Raw genomic sequence first — 15,957 nt, forward strand, 5'->3', positions numbered from 1 at the left:
GCACAGGTGGGAACGGCAAGCATCGCCTTTGGCGGCGCGAACGACAGAACAATCCGGCCCCCTATCGGCAGGCAAGGACCACAGATGTTTGAGAGCACACGCAACACCACGTCCATGCTTGGCCTCATCCTCAATTTCTTTGAGGTGACGTTTCACGCATCCGTCCGGAAAGTGCGCAAAAACCACGGCAACGCCATCCTGGCGATCGCCCTTTCGGTTGTTCAAAGCCTGCTGTTCATTGCGGCCTTCTACTTCATGTTCAGCTTGCTGGGCGGGCGCACCATCGCGATCCGGGGAAACTACCTGCTCTACCTTATGTCAGGTATCTTCATCTACCTGACCCATATCCAGACACTGCGGCAGGTCATGGGGGCCGAGGGTCCGACATCGGATATGATGCAGCACGCGCCAATGAATACGCTCGTGTCGATCACGTCGTCCGCGATGTCCGTGCTCTACACGCAATTCGTGGCGCTGCTTTGCATCCTACTGATGATCCACACGCTGATCGAACCGGTTGAATTTCATTATTGGCCCGGCGCTTTGGGGATGTTCGCCCTGTCGTGGTTCTCTGGCGTGGTGCTTGGAATTATCTTCATGGGGCTGAAGATCTGGTTCCCGGATATCATCAACATTTTATCGATGGTCTATATCCGGGCAAATATGATCTTTTCGGGCAAGATGTTCGTGGCCAATGCCATGCCTGCGATGATGCTGCCGGTCTTCACATGGAACCCGCTGTTCCACATCATTGATCAGGCCCGCGGGCACATCTTTGTAAACTACATCCCGCACAACACGAATTGGGAATATCCATTCTTCATTTCGCTGGTCTTCTTGTTGTTCGGAATGATGCTTGAGCATTATACACGCCAGCACGCCTCGGCGAGCTGGGGCGCAAAACGATAGGCCCTAATCTACGACCCGCAGCGTCAGGTTGATCCGCCCACCATGCGGCAACAGCGTCGATGACCCGGTCCGCAGCCGATCAATCCCGTGATAGTTGAGCCGCGCCTCTCCACCCATCACGGCGACGTCGCCCGAGCTCAACCAGATCGACTGCGTTTTGCCGCCGCGCTCAGGCCCGCCCACGCGGAACAGGGCGTCATCGCCAAGGGAGATCGAGACAACCGGCATCTCGAAATTCGCCTCGTCCCGATCCTGATGCATGCCCATCTTTGCATCGGCATCATAGAAGTTGATCAGACAGGATTGCGGGTCGCACGACACCCCCGACACATCCCGCCAGATATCTTTGGCAATCGCCGGGATCGGCGGCCATTCCGGCCCATCGGGATGCGTCCGCTCGTACCGGTATCCAGCCCTGTCCGAAATCCAGCCATACCGCCCGGCCGAGGTCATCCGAACCGACATCTTGCCGCCTCGTTTGGTCTCGGGTCGGAACAACGGGGCTGCACGCACAACGCGGCGAACCTGCTCGACCAACTCGGCCTGCTGCCCTGCATCCAGCGCCCCCTGATGCACCTTAATCCCACCAACATCGACAATCATCGCAATTTCCCCGCGATTCCCTCCGATTCATGCGAACCGGACCGCTTGCAGCCCCAAAACCCGCTACTTATATACCCCCCGAACTCACACGGGCACTCTGGTGCTCACTCTAGTCATTGGCAATGGCGGCACGGGGGCCGCAGGGTCGGACCCGCTCCCGCCTGTTCGCTTTAAGAAAGGGACATGACACATGGCCAAAGTTATCGGTATCGACCTCGGTACAACCAACTCCTGCGTGGCAATTATGGACGGCTCGCAGCCGCGCGTGATTGAAAATTCCGAAGGCGCACGCACCACGCCCTCTATCGTTGCCTTCACGGATGATGAACGCCTCGCCGGCCAAGCCGCCAAGCGCCAGGCCGTCACCAACCCGGAAAACACCATCTTCGGCGTCAAGCGCCTGATCGGTCGCCGGATCGATGACGAACATCTGGAAAAGGACAAGAAGAACCTGCCGTTCAACGTTGTCGACGGCGGCAATGGCGACGCTTGGGTTGAGGCGAAGGGCGACAAATACAGCCCCTCCCAAATCTCGGCCTTCATCCTGCAAAAGATGAAAGAGACGGCGGAAAGCTATCTTGGCGAAGATGTGACCCAAGCGGTCATCACCGTCCCCGCCTACTTCAACGACGCCCAGCGTCAGGCCACGAAAGACGCGGGCAAGATCGCGGGCCTCGAAGTGCTCCGCATCATCAACGAACCGACAGCCGCTGCGCTCGCCTATGGCCTCGACAAACAGGAAACCAAAACCATCGCTGTCTATGACCTTGGTGGCGGCACGTTTGACGTGACCATCCTGGAGATCGACGACGGCCTGTTCGAAGTGAAATCCACCAACGGCGACACGTTCTTGGGTGGTGAAGACTTCGACATGCGCATCGTGAACTACCTTGCGGATGAGTTCAAAAAGGAACACGGCACCGACCTGACGCAAGACAAGATGGCGCTCCAGCGCCTGAAGGAAGCGGCGGAAAAGGCGAAGATCGAACTGTCGTCCTCCACCCAGACCGAGATCAACCAACCGTTCATCTCCATGGGTTCGAACGGCCAGCCGCTTCACATGGTCATGAAGCTGACCCGTGCCAAGCTGGAAAGCCTTGTGTCGGACCTGATCAAGGCATCCCTCAAGCCCTGCGCCGCAGCGCTCAAGGACGCGGGCCTGTCCAAAGGTGAGATCGACGAAGTCGTCCTCGTTGGCGGCATGACCCGTATGCCCAAGGTGATCGAGGAAGTGACCAACTTCTTCGGCAAGGAACCCCATAAGGGTGTGAACCCCGACGAAGTCGTCGCCATGGGCGCCGCCGTTCAGGCCGGTGTTCTGCAAGGTGATGTGAAGGACGTGGTCCTTCTCGACGTCACGCCCCTGTCGCTCGGCATTGAAACGCTCGGTGGTGTCTTCACCCGTCTGATCGACCGCAACACGACGATCCCGACCAAGAAGTCGCAGATATTCTCCACCGCGGAAGACAACCAGAACGCCGTGACGATCCGCGTGTTCCAGGGTGAGCGTGAGATGGCCGCTGACAACAAGATGCTCGGCCAGTTCAACCTTGAAAACATCCCGCCTGCCCCGCGCGGCGTGCCACAGATCGAAGTAACCTTCGACATCGACGCCAACGGCATCGTGTCGGTCGGCGCCAAGGATAAGGGCACCGGCAAGGAACAGCAGATCACGATCCAGGCCTCCGGTGGTCTCAGCGATGAGGATATCGAAAACATGGTCCGCGAAGCCGAGGAAAATGCCGAGGCCGACAAGGATCGCCGCGATCTGGTGGAAACGCTGAACCAGGCCGAAAGCCTGATCCACGGCACCGAAAAGTCGATGGAAGAGCATGGCGATAAGGTCGACGCCTCGACAATCGAAGCGATCGAGCTGGCGATCAACGCTCTGAAAGAAACCCTCGACTCCGAGGATGCGGCCAAGATCAAAGGCGGCATCCAGAACGTGACCGAAGCGGCCATGCGTCTGGGCGAAGCCATCTACAAGGCCGAGCAGGAGAAAGCGGAAGCGTCCTCCGACGAGGCTGAGGATGAAGACGAGCAGCGCGGTGTCGATGAAGACATCGTCGATGCCGACTTCGAAGATCTGAACGACGACGACCGCAACCGCGGCTGATCGCGATTTGACCCCATGCGGCCGGCTGGGGATGTCCCTGGCCGGCCCATGTATTTCCGAAAGGGAAACTCATGGCAAAACGCGATTATTACGAAGTGCTTGGCGTCGCCAAAGGCGCCGGTGCGGACGAGATCAAGAAAGCCTATCGCAAAAAAGCGAAAGAGCTTCACCCCGACCGCAACGCCGATAATCCTGACGCAGAAGCTCAGTTCAAGGAAGCGAACGAAGCCTATGACGTCCTGAAGGATGCCGACAAGAAAGCGGCCTATGACCGCTTTGGTCATGCGGCGTTCGACGGTGGGATGGGCGGCGGCCCGCGGGCAAATGCAGGCGGGCAGGGCGATTTCGCCTCTGCCTTCTCGGACGTGTTCGAAGATCTGTTCGGCGATTTCATGGGCGGCCAACGCGGACGCCCCGGCGCTGGCCGCAACCGCGCCTCGCGCGGGTCCGATCTGCGCTACAACCTGAAAATCTCGCTGGAAGAGGCGCATTCAGGCCTCACCAAACAAATCACCGTTCCCGCCTCAGTCGCCTGCGACAGCTGCGATGGCACGGGGTCCGAGGCTGGGGCCGAGCCCACAACCTGTCCGACATGTTCCGGCATGGGAAAGGTTCGCGCGCAGCAAGGCTTCTTCACGGTTGAACGCACCTGTCCGACATGCTCCGGCATGGGCCAGATCGTGAAAAACCCCTGCCGCACCTGCGGCGGCGCGGGTCGGACCGAGAAAGAACGTGCGCTTAGTGTGAACATCCCCGCCGGTGTTGAAACCGGCACTCGCATACGCCTGTCCGGCGAAGGTGAAGCCGGTCTACGCGGCGGTCCGCAAGGCGACCTCTACATCTTTGTCGAGGTGGCCGATCACCCGCTCTTCCAGCGCGACGGGATGGATCTGTTCTGCCGCGTCCCGGTCTCCATGGTCTCCGCAGCTTTGGGTGGTGAGATCGAGGTGCCCACAATTGACGGTGGCCGGTCCCGCGTGAAGGTTCCCGAAGGGTCCCAATCCGGGCGTCAGATGCGCTTGCGCAGCAAGGGCATGCCTGCTCTGCGCGGCCCGGGCGTAGGCGACATGTATATTGAGTTGCAGATCGAAACGCCGGTAAACCTCACCAGCGAACAAAGGGACCTGCTCAGACAGCTCGACGAAAGCCTCGCTAAATCGAACAATCCGAATGCATCGGGTTTCTTCGACAAGGTCAAAACCTTCTGGGATTCGATCAAGGACTGACCGTAGACCGGGCCCTGGCCTGGGACCCGGCACGCATTGACAAGCCCCCACCGCTTGCGGTCGGGGGCTTTTTGTTGTGCCAATCGCTTCACACCCCACCACATCTTGGTAACTACAAAAAAACTACAGATTCACTACAGGTTCATTACAGCGATATCGGTCTTTCAGACCCGCCCAATCTCACACGCCGCCATCACCGCCATATTCAGAATATCGTTCGCCGTGCTCACCGTCGACGCGATCTGAACCGGCCGATCCAGACCTGTCAAAATCGGCCCAATCACCGTCGCCCCCGCCATCTCCTGCATCAGCTTCACACTGATGGAAGCCGAGTGTCGCGCAGGCACCACAAGGATATTCGCAGGCCCTGAAAGGCGGTTGAACGGATACTGCTCCCGCGTCGCCGGGTTCAGCGCCACGTCCACCGTCATCTCGCCCTCATACTCGAAATCCACACCCTTCGCGTCCAGAACCTTGGGCGCGTGATGCATCTTTTCCGCCCGTTCCGACACCGGATATCCAAACGTCGAAAAGCTCACAAACGCGACCCGAGGCTCCAGCCCCAGCCCACGCGCAACCGCCGCGCCACGCTCCGCAATCAAGGCCAAATCCTCATCGCTCGGCCATTCATGGACCAGCGTATCGCCTATCAAAACGATGCGCCCTTTGTGCAGCAAGGCGGTGACACCCACGGCGCCATCCTCAGCCTTCACATCAAAGACTTTGCCAATCATCTCAAGCGCTTGCGCAGACTTCCGCGTGGCCCCCGTCACCAGCCCGTCACCGTGCCCATGGGCCAGCATCAGGCTTGAGAACACATGCCGATCCCGCGCCGCAAGCCGGTGAATGTCGCTTGAATCGTGTCCCTTCCTTTGCAGCCGCTCGTAAAGGAAATCCTTGTAGGTATCGAGGTGCCGGGTATTCGCCGCATTGACGATTTCCAACTCGCGCACCGCATCGCCAAGGCCCGCACCTTCCAGCTTCTCGCGCACATCCGCGTCGCGCCCCACAACAAGCGCCTTGCCCAGGCCCTGCCGCTGATACGCCACCGCCGCGCGCAGCACGCGCACGTCATCGCCCTCGGCGAAAATCATCCGCGCCTGAGCATTCTTCGCCCGCGCATAAACCCCCTGCAATATCGAGGAGGTCGGATCCATCCGCGCCTGCAAATCTTTGGCGTAGCCATCGAGATCAATAATCGGCCGCCGCGCAGCCCCCGTATCCATCCCCGCCTGCGCCACCGCTGGCGGGATCGTATAGATCAGCCGCGGATCAAATGGCGTTGGAATAATGTAATCTCTTCCGAAGCTTAGCTTCCGCCCATACGCCATCGCCACTTCATCAGGCACGTCCTCTCGCGCCAGTTCGGCCAGCGCGCGGGCACAGGCGATCTTCATCTCGTCATTGATCGCCCGCGCATGAACATCCAGCGCGCCGCGGAACAGGTAAGGAAAGCCCAGCACGTTGTTCACCTGGTTCGGATAATCCGACCGTCCCGTCGCCACGATCGCATCCGCGCGCACCGCCTGTGCTTCCTCGGGTGTAATCTCCGGGTCCGGGTTCGCCATGGCGAAGATCACCGGATTGTCGGCCATGCTTTGCACCATCGCGGGCGTCACAGCCCCCTTCACCGAGACGCCAAGGAACACATCTGCCCCGTCCATCGCCTCTTCGAGCGTGCGCAGCTTAGTGGCGACAGCATGACCAGATTTCCACTGGTTCATACCCTCGGTACGTCCCTGATAAATCACACCTTTCGTGTCACAAACGATGCAATTCTCGTGCCGCGCACCCATCGCTTTCAGCAGCTCAATACACGCAATCCCAGCCGCTCCCGCACCGTTCAGAACGATCTTGCAATCCTCGATCTTCTTACCGCTTAAGTGCAGCGCATTGATCAGCCCCGCAGCACAGATCACCGCCGTCCCGTGCTGGTCGTCATGAAACACCGGAATGTCCATGATCTCCTTCAGCTGCTGCTCGATCATGAAGCATTCGGGCGCCTTGATATCCTCAAGGTTGATGCCGCCAAAGGTCGGCCCCATCAGCTTCACGGCGTTGACAAATTCATCCACATCTTCGGTATCCAGCTCGATATCAATCGAGTTCACGTCCGCGAACCGTTTAAACAGAACCGACTTCCCCTCCATCACCGGCTTCGACGCCAGCGCTCCGAGGTTTCCAAGCCCCAACACCGCCGTCCCGTTGGAAATCACGGCAACCATGTTGCCTTTGGTCGTGTAGTCGTACGCTGTCTCGGGTTTTTCGGCGATCACCTCACACGGCACCGCCACTCCGGGCGAATAAGCGAGCGACAGATCGCGCTGCGTCGCCATCGGCGTGGACGCGTTGATGTCGATCTTCCCTGGGCTCGGCTCCAAGTGATAGGCCAGTGCCTCTTCGCGGGTGATCTTTTGCTTGTCGGCCATGTTCGCCCTCTCCTGACGGTGCTCAACCGGCATAGCGCGCCCTTGCGCGATTTCGCAACCGATTGCGCTTCAAACCCGCTGTTTCCTTGCGTAGATCTCGCGTCCAGGGGGTGCGGATATGAACGCGCAAGTCACGCCGATGATGGCGCAATATCTTGAGATCAAGGCGCAGCACCCGGATGCGATCCTGTTCTATCGCATGGGCGATTTCTACGAGATGTTCTTTGACGACGCCGTCGCTGCGGCCGAGGCGTTGGACATTGCCCTGACCAAACGCGGCAAGCATGACGGCGATGATATCCCCATGTGCGGTGTGCCCGCGCATAGTGCCGAATCCTACCTTTTGACCCTGATCCGCAAGGGCTTCCGCGTCGCGATCGGCGAACAGATGGAAAGCCCGGAAGAGGCGAAAAAGCGCGGCTCCAAGTCCGTCGTGAAGCGCGATGTGGTTCGTGTCGTCACCCCAGGCACGTTGACCGAAGACACGCTGCTCGAAGCCCGGCGTCATAACTACCTTGCCGCTTATGCCGAAGTGCGCGGTGATGGCGCGCTGGCATGGTGCGACATCTCCACTGGCGATTTCCGCGTGATGCCCTGCCCGCCGGTGCGTCTTGGCCCCGAAATCGCACGGCTTTCTCCAAAGGAGGTGCTGGTTTCTGATGGATTGGAGGTCGCCCGCCAAGACGCGATGATCGAACTGAGCGCCGCCGTCACGCCGCTTTCGCCCGGCTCCTTCGACAGCGCCTCCGCCGAAAAGCGTCTGACCGCGCTGTTCAACGTCTCCACCCTCGAAGGATTCGGCACATTCGCCCGCCCGGAGCTCAGCGCGATGGGCGCGCTCATTGACTATCTCGACCTGACCCAAAAAGGCGCGCTTCCCCTCCTTCGCGCCCCGCGTCAGCAAAAAGCCGACCGCCTCCTGCAACTCGACACCGCCACGCGGCGCAATCTCGAACTCACCCATGCTCTCTCTGGCGGCCGCGCGAATTCGCTCCTCTCGGTGCTCGACCGCACCCTGACCGCCGGTGGCGCTCGCCTGCTCGAACGCCGTCTCACCGGCCCTTCCACCGACCTCGATACAATCCGCGCGCGGCACAGTGCCGTTGCGTTCTGCGTCTCGGATACGCTTGTTAGGGACGAATTAGAGGCTGAACTCCGCCGTACACCAGACCTAGACCGCGCCCTATCCCGCCTTGCGCTCGACCGCGGCGGCCCGCGCGATCTGGCTGCTATCCGCGACGGCTTGACCGGCGCGGACCATTTGCAGAAACGTCTTGAATCCATCGATCTGCCGACGCTGCTTGCCGATGCCACCGACACCCTCACCGGCCACGACCAACTCATCAGCCTGTTGGACGACGCGCTCGTCGCCGAACCGCCCGTACAACTCCGCGACGGTGGGTTGATCGCGCCTGGCTACCACGAGGAGTTGGATGAAGCGCGCAAACTCCGCGACGAAGGACGAGGCGTGATCGCCGGAATGCAGACGGACTACGCCGAGGCAACCGGCGTCCAGAGCCTCAAGATCAAGCACAACAATGTCCTCGGCTATTTCATCGAAACTACGGCCACTCACGCCGAAAAAATGCTGAACCCGCCGCTCAGCGAACGGTTCATCCACCGCCAGACCACCGCAAACGCCGTCCGCTTCACAACCGTTGAGCTCTCGGAACTCGAGACCAAGATCCTCAACGCCGGCAACCGCGCGCTTGAGATTGAGCGTGCCCTCTTTGCTTCTCTCCGCGATGCGATCCTCGACCAACAGGACAAGATCGGCGACGCTGCCCGCGGCCTGGCCGAGCTCGACCTCGCCAGCGCCCTCGCCCGCCGCGCCCGCGAAGGCGATTGGGTCCAGCCCGACATGACCGAGGATCGCAGCTTCGAGATCGAAGGCGGCCGTCACCCTGTTGTCGAAGCTGCCCTCGCCAAAACCGGAGAGCCGTTCATCGCCAACCACTGCACCCTGACCGCCGAAGACGGGGCCGCCATCAGCCTGCTGACCGGCCCCAATATGGCCGGTAAATCCACCTATCTCCGCCAGAACGCGCTGATCGCAATTCTGGCCCAAATCGGCTCTTTCGTCCCTGCCACACGCGCGAAAATCGGCCTAGTTAGCCAAGTATTCAGCCGCGTCGGCGCGTCTGACGATCTGGCGCGCGGCCGCTCCACCTTCATGGTCGAAATGGTCGAAACCGCCACGATCCTGAACCAGGCCGATGACCGCGCGCTCGTGATCCTTGATGAGATCGGGCGCGGCACGGCGACTTACGATGGTCTTTCCATTGCTTGGGCCACCCTCGAACACTTGCACGAAACCAACCGATGCAGGGCCCTCTTCGCCACACATTATCATGAGATGACATCGCTTGCCGCCAAACTCGACGGCCTGAGCAACGCTACAATGGCCGTGAAGGAGTGGGAGGGTGAGGTGATCTTCCTTCACGAGGTCCGTGAAGGCGCGGCGGATCGATCCTACGGTGTGCAGGTCGCAAAACTCGCGGGCCTGCCGGACGCGGTGATCCAACGCGCGCAAACTGTGCTGGACGCGCTTGAAAAGGGCGAACGCGAAGGCGGCGAACGCAAGGCCGTCATTGACGACCTGCCATTGTTCAGCGCCACGCCAAACCCGGCGCCGCGCCCAAGCAAGCCATCCGAGATCGAGGAAAAACTACGCGCCGTGCATCCAGACGAGATGACGGCGCGTGAAGCTTTGAACCTACTTTATGAGCTGAAAGCGCAGCTTAGCCAGCAGGCGTAGACGACACGCCCACCTGCGCAGGCCGCAGCAAACGGTCGTGCAGCATGAAACCCGTCGCAGCGACCTGAATGATGTCGCCCGCCTTGGTGTTCGGCACCGGCGCTTCAAACATCGCTTGATGCAGTTGCGGATCGAACTTGTCGCCCACTTCCGGCTGGATCGGCGTGATGCCGTGCTTACCAAAGACGCTCAGCAACTCCTTCAGTGTTAGCTCCACACCTTCGATCAGCGCGCCGGCGGTTTCTTTCGATGCTTCGTCCGACGCCTCTAACGCGCGATGCAAATTGTCGAACACAGGCAGCAAATCGCGTGACAGCTTGGACCCGCCATACTGCTCCGCTTCGCGCCGATCCCGATCCGCGCGCTTGCGCATATTTTCGGCCTCGGCCAGCGCACGCAGCATGCGGTCGCGGATCTCGTCTCGCTCCGCTTCAAGCGCTGCTATCACAGCCTCTGCCCCAAGATCGACGGACTCGCCCATATCAATCTCGGGCGCATCACCCAGACCATCCTCTGCCAAACTCATCTTCGGCTCGGCTTCATCGCCATAAAACTCGTCTTTCGGTTCGCCCATACTCGTTTCGCCCCTTGGCCTCCTACGCGCGGTCCGAGATCAGTTTCCCGACCAGCTGCGCCGTATAATCCACGATCGGAACAATGCGTCCGTAGTTCAGGCGCGTGGGTCCGATCACCCCCACGGCACCAACGATCTTTCGATCAGCGTTCATATATGGGGAAACCACCAGAGAGGAACCCGAAAGTGAGAACAACTTGTTCTCAGAGCCGATGAAAATGCGCACACCGTCGCCCTCTTCCGTCAATTCGAGGAAATCGGCGATGTCACGTTTGCGTTCGAGGTCATCGAAGAGGGTTCGGATACGCTCCAGATCCTCGGCTTCCTGCGTGTCGGACAGAAGATCTCGACCGCCCCCGCACGATCAGGCGCGCCGATTGCTGATCATTGTCATCCCACACCGCCAGCCCCGAATCGATCAAGCCGGAGGCGAGATCATCGATCTCGCGCCGCCGGGTCTCCATATCGGCTTCCAACTCACCCCGGATCGACGTCACTGTCTGCCCGACAATCCGCGCGTTCAGGAAATTCGCCGCCTCCCGCATCGCACTGGGCGTTGTGCCTGGCGGCGGTGTAAATAGGCGGTTCTCCACATGGCCATCCGAATAGACTAACACGACCAGCGCCTGCTCGGCATTCAGGGGCACGAACTCGATATGCTGGATCGGCGCCTCATGCTTTGGCGTCAGAACCAGGCTCGCTCCATGGGTCGCTGCCGACAGGGCAGACCCAACACGGTCCAACAGCGCCGGTACATCAGACGCATTGTCGCCCAGTGTCTCATGCAGCGCATGCTTGTCGTCCTTCGACAAATCGCCTGTCTCAAGGAACCCGTCCACGAACATCCGCAGGCCCTGTTGCGTTGGGACCCGCCCGGCCGAAATGTGGGGCGAGTCCAGCAGCCCCAGATATTCCAGATCCTGCATCACATTGCGGATTGTCGCTGCGGAAACCTTCTCGGACATCGTGCGCGTCAGCGTGCGGGACCCGACCGGCGCACCGCTGTCCAGATAGCCTTCCACGATCCGGCGGAATACCTCCCGGGACCGGTCGTTCAACTCTTCCAAAATTTTACCTTGCTCGGTCATCGTGTCGTTTGCCCAAAGCAACCATTCGGGGTTGTAAGCGCCAAGCCTGCCGGATTATCTCGGCGCAGCACAGCCAAAAATATCAGGGAGATATTTATGCGTCCTTCCGGCCGAAACCTAGACGAAATGCGCCCGATTTCCATCGAGACGGGCGTGACGCGCCATGCCGAAGGCTCCTGTCTGATCAAATGCGGCGATACGCATGTGCTGTGCACCGCCTCGCTTGAGGAACGCGTACCGCCCTTTCTGCGCAATTCCGGCCAGGGTTGGGTGACGGCGGAATATGGTATGCTGCCCCGTGCGACCCATACCCGTGGCCGCCGCGAAGCTGCGGCTGGCAAACAATCGGGCCGGACGCAGGAAATTCAGCGTCTCATCGGTCGATCCCTCCGCGCCTGCGTAGACCGCAACGCCCTTGGCGAGCGTCAGATCACCATCGACTGCGACGTGATCCAAGCCGATGGCGGAACCCGCTGCGCTTCCATCACCGGTGGCTGGATTGCCTTGCGTCTTGCTGTGAACAAGCTGCTGAAGGCTGGTGACATCATCACCGACCCCATCACCGACAACATCGCCGCCGTGTCCTGCGGCATCTACGCGGGCCAGCCCGTGCTCGACCTGGACTACCCCGAAGATCTCGGAGGCCGGAACAGATGGCAACTTTATCATGACTGGCTCGGGTCAGGTCGTTGAACTGCAAGCGAGCGCTGAGGGCGCGACCTTCTCCCGCGACGAATTCAATCAACTCTACACGCTCGCCGAAAAGGGCGTGGCCGAGCTGGTTACAGCCCAAAACGCAGCCACTGCCTGAGATGCGCCGCTTCACCGGAACCGAACTGCTCGTCGCGACCCACAATCAGGGCAAACTCGATGAGATGAAGCACCTTTTGGAGCCGTTCGGCATCACGGTGACCGGCGCCAAGGATCACAACCTGCCGGAACCGCCCGAAGACGGCACCACCTTCGTCGAAAACGCCCGCACCAAGGCCCATGCCGCCGCGCAAGCCACCGGCCTTCCCGCTTTGTCTGATGACAGTGGCATTGAAATTGACGCCCTTGATGGCGCCCCCGGCGTCTACACCGCCGATTGGGCCGAAACGCCGAATGGCCGCGATTTCGATATGGCGATGCGAAAGACGCACGAAAAACTCGATGCCATCAACGCCCCCACCCACGCACCGCGCGGTTCTGCTGCACCCTCGTCCTCGCCTGGCCTGATGGCCGTGATGAGGTGTTCCCCGGCGTGATGCCCGGTCAGGTCGTTTGGCCGATGCGTGGCGATCAAGGCCACGGCTACGATCCGATCTTCCAGCCCGATGGCTACAACATCACATTCGGTGAAATGGACCGGTGGGAGAAGAACAAGATCAGCCACCGCGCGAAGGCCGTCGAAAAACTTGTCAAAATCTTCGGCGATGGTTGATTGGCAGGAAGGGGGCTTCGGCCTCTACATCCACTGGCCGTTTTGCGAGGCTAAATGCCCCTATTGCGACTTCAACAGCCATGTCGCCGCAAAAATCGATCACGCCGCCTGGCGGAAGCGCGTATCTCAGCGAACTCACCCGCGCGGCTGAGGAAACCAAGGGCCGCACCCTGCAATCCATCTTCTTCGGCGGGGGTACCCCGTCCCTCATGGCACCTGAGACGACCGCCAGCATCCTTGAAGCGGTCCGCACCCTTTGGCCGACCGCAAACGACTGCGAGATCACGTTGGAGGCCAACCCCTCTTCCGTCGAGGCAGGTCGGTTCCGAGCGTTTCGGGACGCTGGCGTTACCCGCGTCTCTATGGGAATTCAGGCTCTAAACAACGAAGATTTGCGGCGTCTCGGTCGCCTTCACACCGTCGAAGAGGCGCGCAAAGCCTACGACATCGCCCACAATTGCTTCGATCGGACCAGCTTTGATCTAATCTACGCCCGGCAAGATCAAACCATGGAGGATTGGCACGCTGAACTGACCGAGGCGCTCACTTGGGGCGGCGATCACCTCTCTCTCTATCAACTCACAATCGAGCCGGGCACAGCCTTCGGCGCGCGCCACAAGGCAGGTGGCCTGAAAGGCTTGCCGACCGAGGACCTCTCCGCCGATCTCTACGATCTTACGCAAGAGCTGACCGATAAAGCAGGCCTTCCCGCCTACGAGATCTCGAACCATTCCGCTGATCTCGCGCAATCGCGCCATAACCTGATCTACTGGCGCGGCGGCGATTACATCGGTATCGGCCCTGGCGCCCATGGTCGCCTCACTCTGAACGGTCAGCGCTTTGCCACCGAAACCCTGCTTGCTCCACAAAAGTGGCTCGACGCCGTGGCCGATGCCGGAACCGGGGAAACGTCGCGCGCACCCATCACGCAAGAGGAGCAAGCCGAGGAATACCTCATGATGTCACTGCGCCTGTCCGAGGGATCTGACCTGGCGCGGTTTGAGCGCCTCATGGGTCACCCCGCTCCGCAAACGAAGATCGAGGCTTTGGTCGACCTCGGCCTGATCGAGCAAAACGGGACCCGCATCATGGCAACGCGGGCCGGTCGCCCGGTCTTGAACGGCTTGCTACGAGAGCTTCTGACCTAGCAGCCTAACCAGCGTTCAGCTTGCGCATCAGATCATCCAGTTGCTCTAAGTCATTGTAATTAATAGTCATTTTTCCCGCGCCGGACTGCGCGTTATGATCGATGGACACTTTCATCGACAGCGCCGCCTTCAAGTCAGCCTCCAATGCCCGCGTGTCGGCGTCCTTCTCCGATTTCCCTGCTGCGCCGCCGCCCGACGTCACGACGCCACCAGATTTCGCGGCTTTCTCGATGTCCCGCACGGACATCCCTTCGCGCACAGCCCGTAGCGCCAGCGCAATCGGGTTCTCCGCTGTCACCAACGCGCGCGCGTGGCCCGAGCTCAGCTCACCATCCCGCACCATCACCTGGATTTCATCCGGCAATTGCAGCAACCGCATCATATTCGCCAAGTGGCTCCGGCTTTTGCCCATGGCCGTGGACAGAGCCAACTGAGTGTGGCCGAACTTCTCGATCAGCTGCTTGTATCCCAAAGCTTCTTCAATCGGGTTCAGGTCCGCGCGTTGCACGTTCTCGATGATCGCGACCTGCAGCACTTCATTATCATCGAACGTACGCACCAGGGCGGGCACGTCGTGCAATTGCGCCATCTGCGCAGCGCGCCAGCGACGTTCACCAGCGACAATCTGATACTTTCCCGAGTCAGCCGGATCGGGCCGTACGATCAGCGGCTGAATGATTCCATGTTCACGAATCGAAGCTGCCAATTCCCGCAATTGCTGGTCGTCAAAGGCGCGCCTGGGCTGTTCCGGGTTTGGCCGCACATCTTCGATTGGAATACGGCGATCTGCCCGTTCGTTTGCCGGCGCTTCAGGCGATGCCGCGTCCTGCGTCGCGTTAGGCTCTATATCGGCCATAAGCGCAGAAAGACCGCGGCCCAAACGCCGCTTGTCTGAAGGTTTTGCCATTATGCGCTCTCCTGCGTTTCGGGCTGACGATCCAACAGTTCATTCGCCAGATCGACATAGGCCTGACTGCCCTTAGAGGCCGGATCGTAAGCGATAACAGGAAGCGCATAAGATGGTGCTTCGCTCAACCGAACATTCCGCGGAACGATTGTATCAAAGACCAAATCGCCCAACGTGGCGCGGGCATCTTCCTCTACCTGTTTGCTGAGGTTCATCCGCGAATCGTGCATCGTCAGCACGACCCCTTCGATCCGTAGCGAAGGGTTGGCCGTCTCGCGCACCTCGCGCACCGTCAGCATAAGCTGCGAAAGGCCTTCAAGTGCGAAGAACTCAGCCTGCAACGGCACGAGCAAAGCGTGCGCGGCCGTTAGTGCATTCAATGTCAGCAAGCTCAACGACGGCGGGCAATCGATAAGCACGTAGTCGTATGGCGCGCCCTGTGCCAACGCCTCTTTCAGAAGGAAGACACGGTTATCGCGCTGCCCCAATTCTACATCGGTGGAGCTAAGGTCCGTCGTAGCAGGCGCGATCCACAGGTGATCCACCTCCGTCTCCATCGCCACATCGGAAAGGTCCGCCCCATCCAGCAGCAGGTCGTATGTCGTTTTCACCCGATCAGCCGGATCGATGCCCAACCCGGTCGAGGCATTGCCCTGCGGATCAAGGTCAACAATCAGAACCTTGTACTTCATCGAAGCCAGGGTCGCGCCAAGATTGATGGCTGTTGTCGTTTTTCCGACCCCACCCTTCTGGTTCGTGATCGCAATGATGCGCAT

9 protein-coding genes and 4 pseudogenes are annotated in these 15,957 nt (G+C 60.1%); 7 read left to right on the top strand and 6 right to left on the bottom strand.

Annotated elements, in window-relative coordinates; all coding sequences use genetic code 11:
* Window positions 1-84 precede the first annotated feature (84 nt).
* Window positions 85-909, top strand: a complete 825-nt coding sequence (locus tag ACZ1HK_RS13410; RefSeq protein WP_472629123.1) for an ABC transporter permease — start codon at window positions 85-87, stop codon at window positions 907-909.
* 3 nt (window positions 910-912) lie between these two features.
* Here the strand turns inward: ACZ1HK_RS13410 and ACZ1HK_RS13415 are convergent, their stop codons facing one another.
* Window positions 913-1,512 carry an alpha-ketoglutarate-dependent dioxygenase AlkB family protein gene (locus ACZ1HK_RS13415; protein WP_472629124.1) on the bottom strand — a complete coding sequence of 200 codons (600 nt, stop codon included), beginning with the start codon at window positions 1,510-1,512 and terminating at the stop codon, window positions 913-915.
* Between the two features lie 190 nt (window positions 1,513-1,702).
* On the opposite strand from ACZ1HK_RS13415, the gene dnaK reads away from it, so the two are divergent.
* Together dnaK and dnaJ are read left to right on the top strand one after the other, a co-directional pair.
* Window positions 1,703-3,628: a molecular chaperone DnaK gene (gene dnaK, locus ACZ1HK_RS13420; protein WP_472629125.1), complete on the top strand. Its 1,926-nt coding sequence runs from the start codon at window positions 1,703-1,705 to the stop codon at window positions 3,626-3,628.
* Between the two features lie 71 nt (window positions 3,629-3,699).
* Entirely contained in the window at window positions 3,700-4,854 is a 1,155-nt protein-coding gene (gene dnaJ / locus ACZ1HK_RS13425; protein WP_472629126.1) for a molecular chaperone DnaJ, read from the top strand.
* A 164-nt stretch (window positions 4,855-5,018) separates the two neighbouring features.
* Here dnaJ and ACZ1HK_RS13430 read toward each other — a convergent pair whose 3' ends face one another.
* Window positions 5,019-7,283 carry an NADP-dependent malic enzyme gene (locus ACZ1HK_RS13430; protein ID WP_472629127.1) on the bottom strand — a complete coding sequence of 755 codons (2,265 nt, stop codon included), beginning with the start codon at window positions 7,281-7,283 and terminating at the stop codon, window positions 5,019-5,021.
* Window positions 7,284-7,401: 118 nt separating this feature from the next.
* Here ACZ1HK_RS13430 and mutS point away from each other — a divergent pair, with 118 nt between their 5' ends.
* Window positions 7,402-10,041, top strand: coding sequence for a DNA mismatch repair protein MutS (gene mutS, locus ACZ1HK_RS13435; RefSeq protein ID WP_472629128.1), 2,640 nt, complete (start codon window positions 7,402-7,404; stop codon window positions 10,039-10,041).
* Here mutS and ACZ1HK_RS13440 read toward each other — a convergent pair.
* Both ACZ1HK_RS13440 and hrcA read right to left on the bottom strand, forming a co-directional pair.
* Window positions 10,025-10,522 (bottom strand): nucleotide exchange factor GrpE, encoded by a 498-nt coding sequence (locus ACZ1HK_RS13440; protein ID WP_472630836.1) that lies wholly within the window; start codon window positions 10,520-10,522, stop codon window positions 10,025-10,027. The genes mutS and ACZ1HK_RS13440 overlap by 17 nt on opposite strands.
* A 115-nt stretch (window positions 10,523-10,637) precedes the next feature.
* Window positions 10,638-11,703 (bottom strand): annotated as a pseudogene (hrcA, locus tag ACZ1HK_RS13445) (heat-inducible transcriptional repressor HrcA).
* Between the two features lie 96 nt (window positions 11,704-11,799).
* Here hrcA and rph point away from each other — a divergent pair.
* From rph to hemW, 3 pseudogenes are all read left to right on the top strand, one after another.
* Window positions 11,800-12,514: pseudogene (rph, locus tag ACZ1HK_RS13450) on the top strand (ribonuclease PH).
* 1 nt (window position 12,515) lies between these two features.
* Window positions 12,516-13,126, top strand: a pseudogene (gene rdgB, locus ACZ1HK_RS13455) (RdgB/HAM1 family non-canonical purine NTP pyrophosphatase).
* Window positions 13,119-14,274, top strand: a pseudogene (gene hemW, locus ACZ1HK_RS13460) (radical SAM family heme chaperone HemW). The pseudogenes rdgB and hemW overlap by 8 nt, the downstream one beginning before the upstream one ends.
* Window positions 14,275-14,278: 4 nt before the next feature.
* Here the strand turns inward: hemW and ACZ1HK_RS13465 are convergent.
* Both ACZ1HK_RS13465 and ACZ1HK_RS13470 read right to left on the bottom strand, forming a co-directional pair.
* Entirely contained in the window at window positions 14,279-15,181 is a 903-nt protein-coding gene (locus tag ACZ1HK_RS13465; RefSeq protein ID WP_472629129.1) for a ParB/RepB/Spo0J family partition protein, read from the bottom strand.
* Complete coding sequence (locus ACZ1HK_RS13470; RefSeq protein ID WP_472629130.1) at window positions 15,181-15,957, bottom strand: ParA family protein; 777 nt, start codon at window positions 15,955-15,957, stop codon at window positions 15,181-15,183. Before ACZ1HK_RS13470 ends, ACZ1HK_RS13465 begins: the two co-directional genes overlap by 1 nt.

The sequence above is a fragment of the Gymnodinialimonas sp. JB5-7 genome, assembly GCF_055693405.1.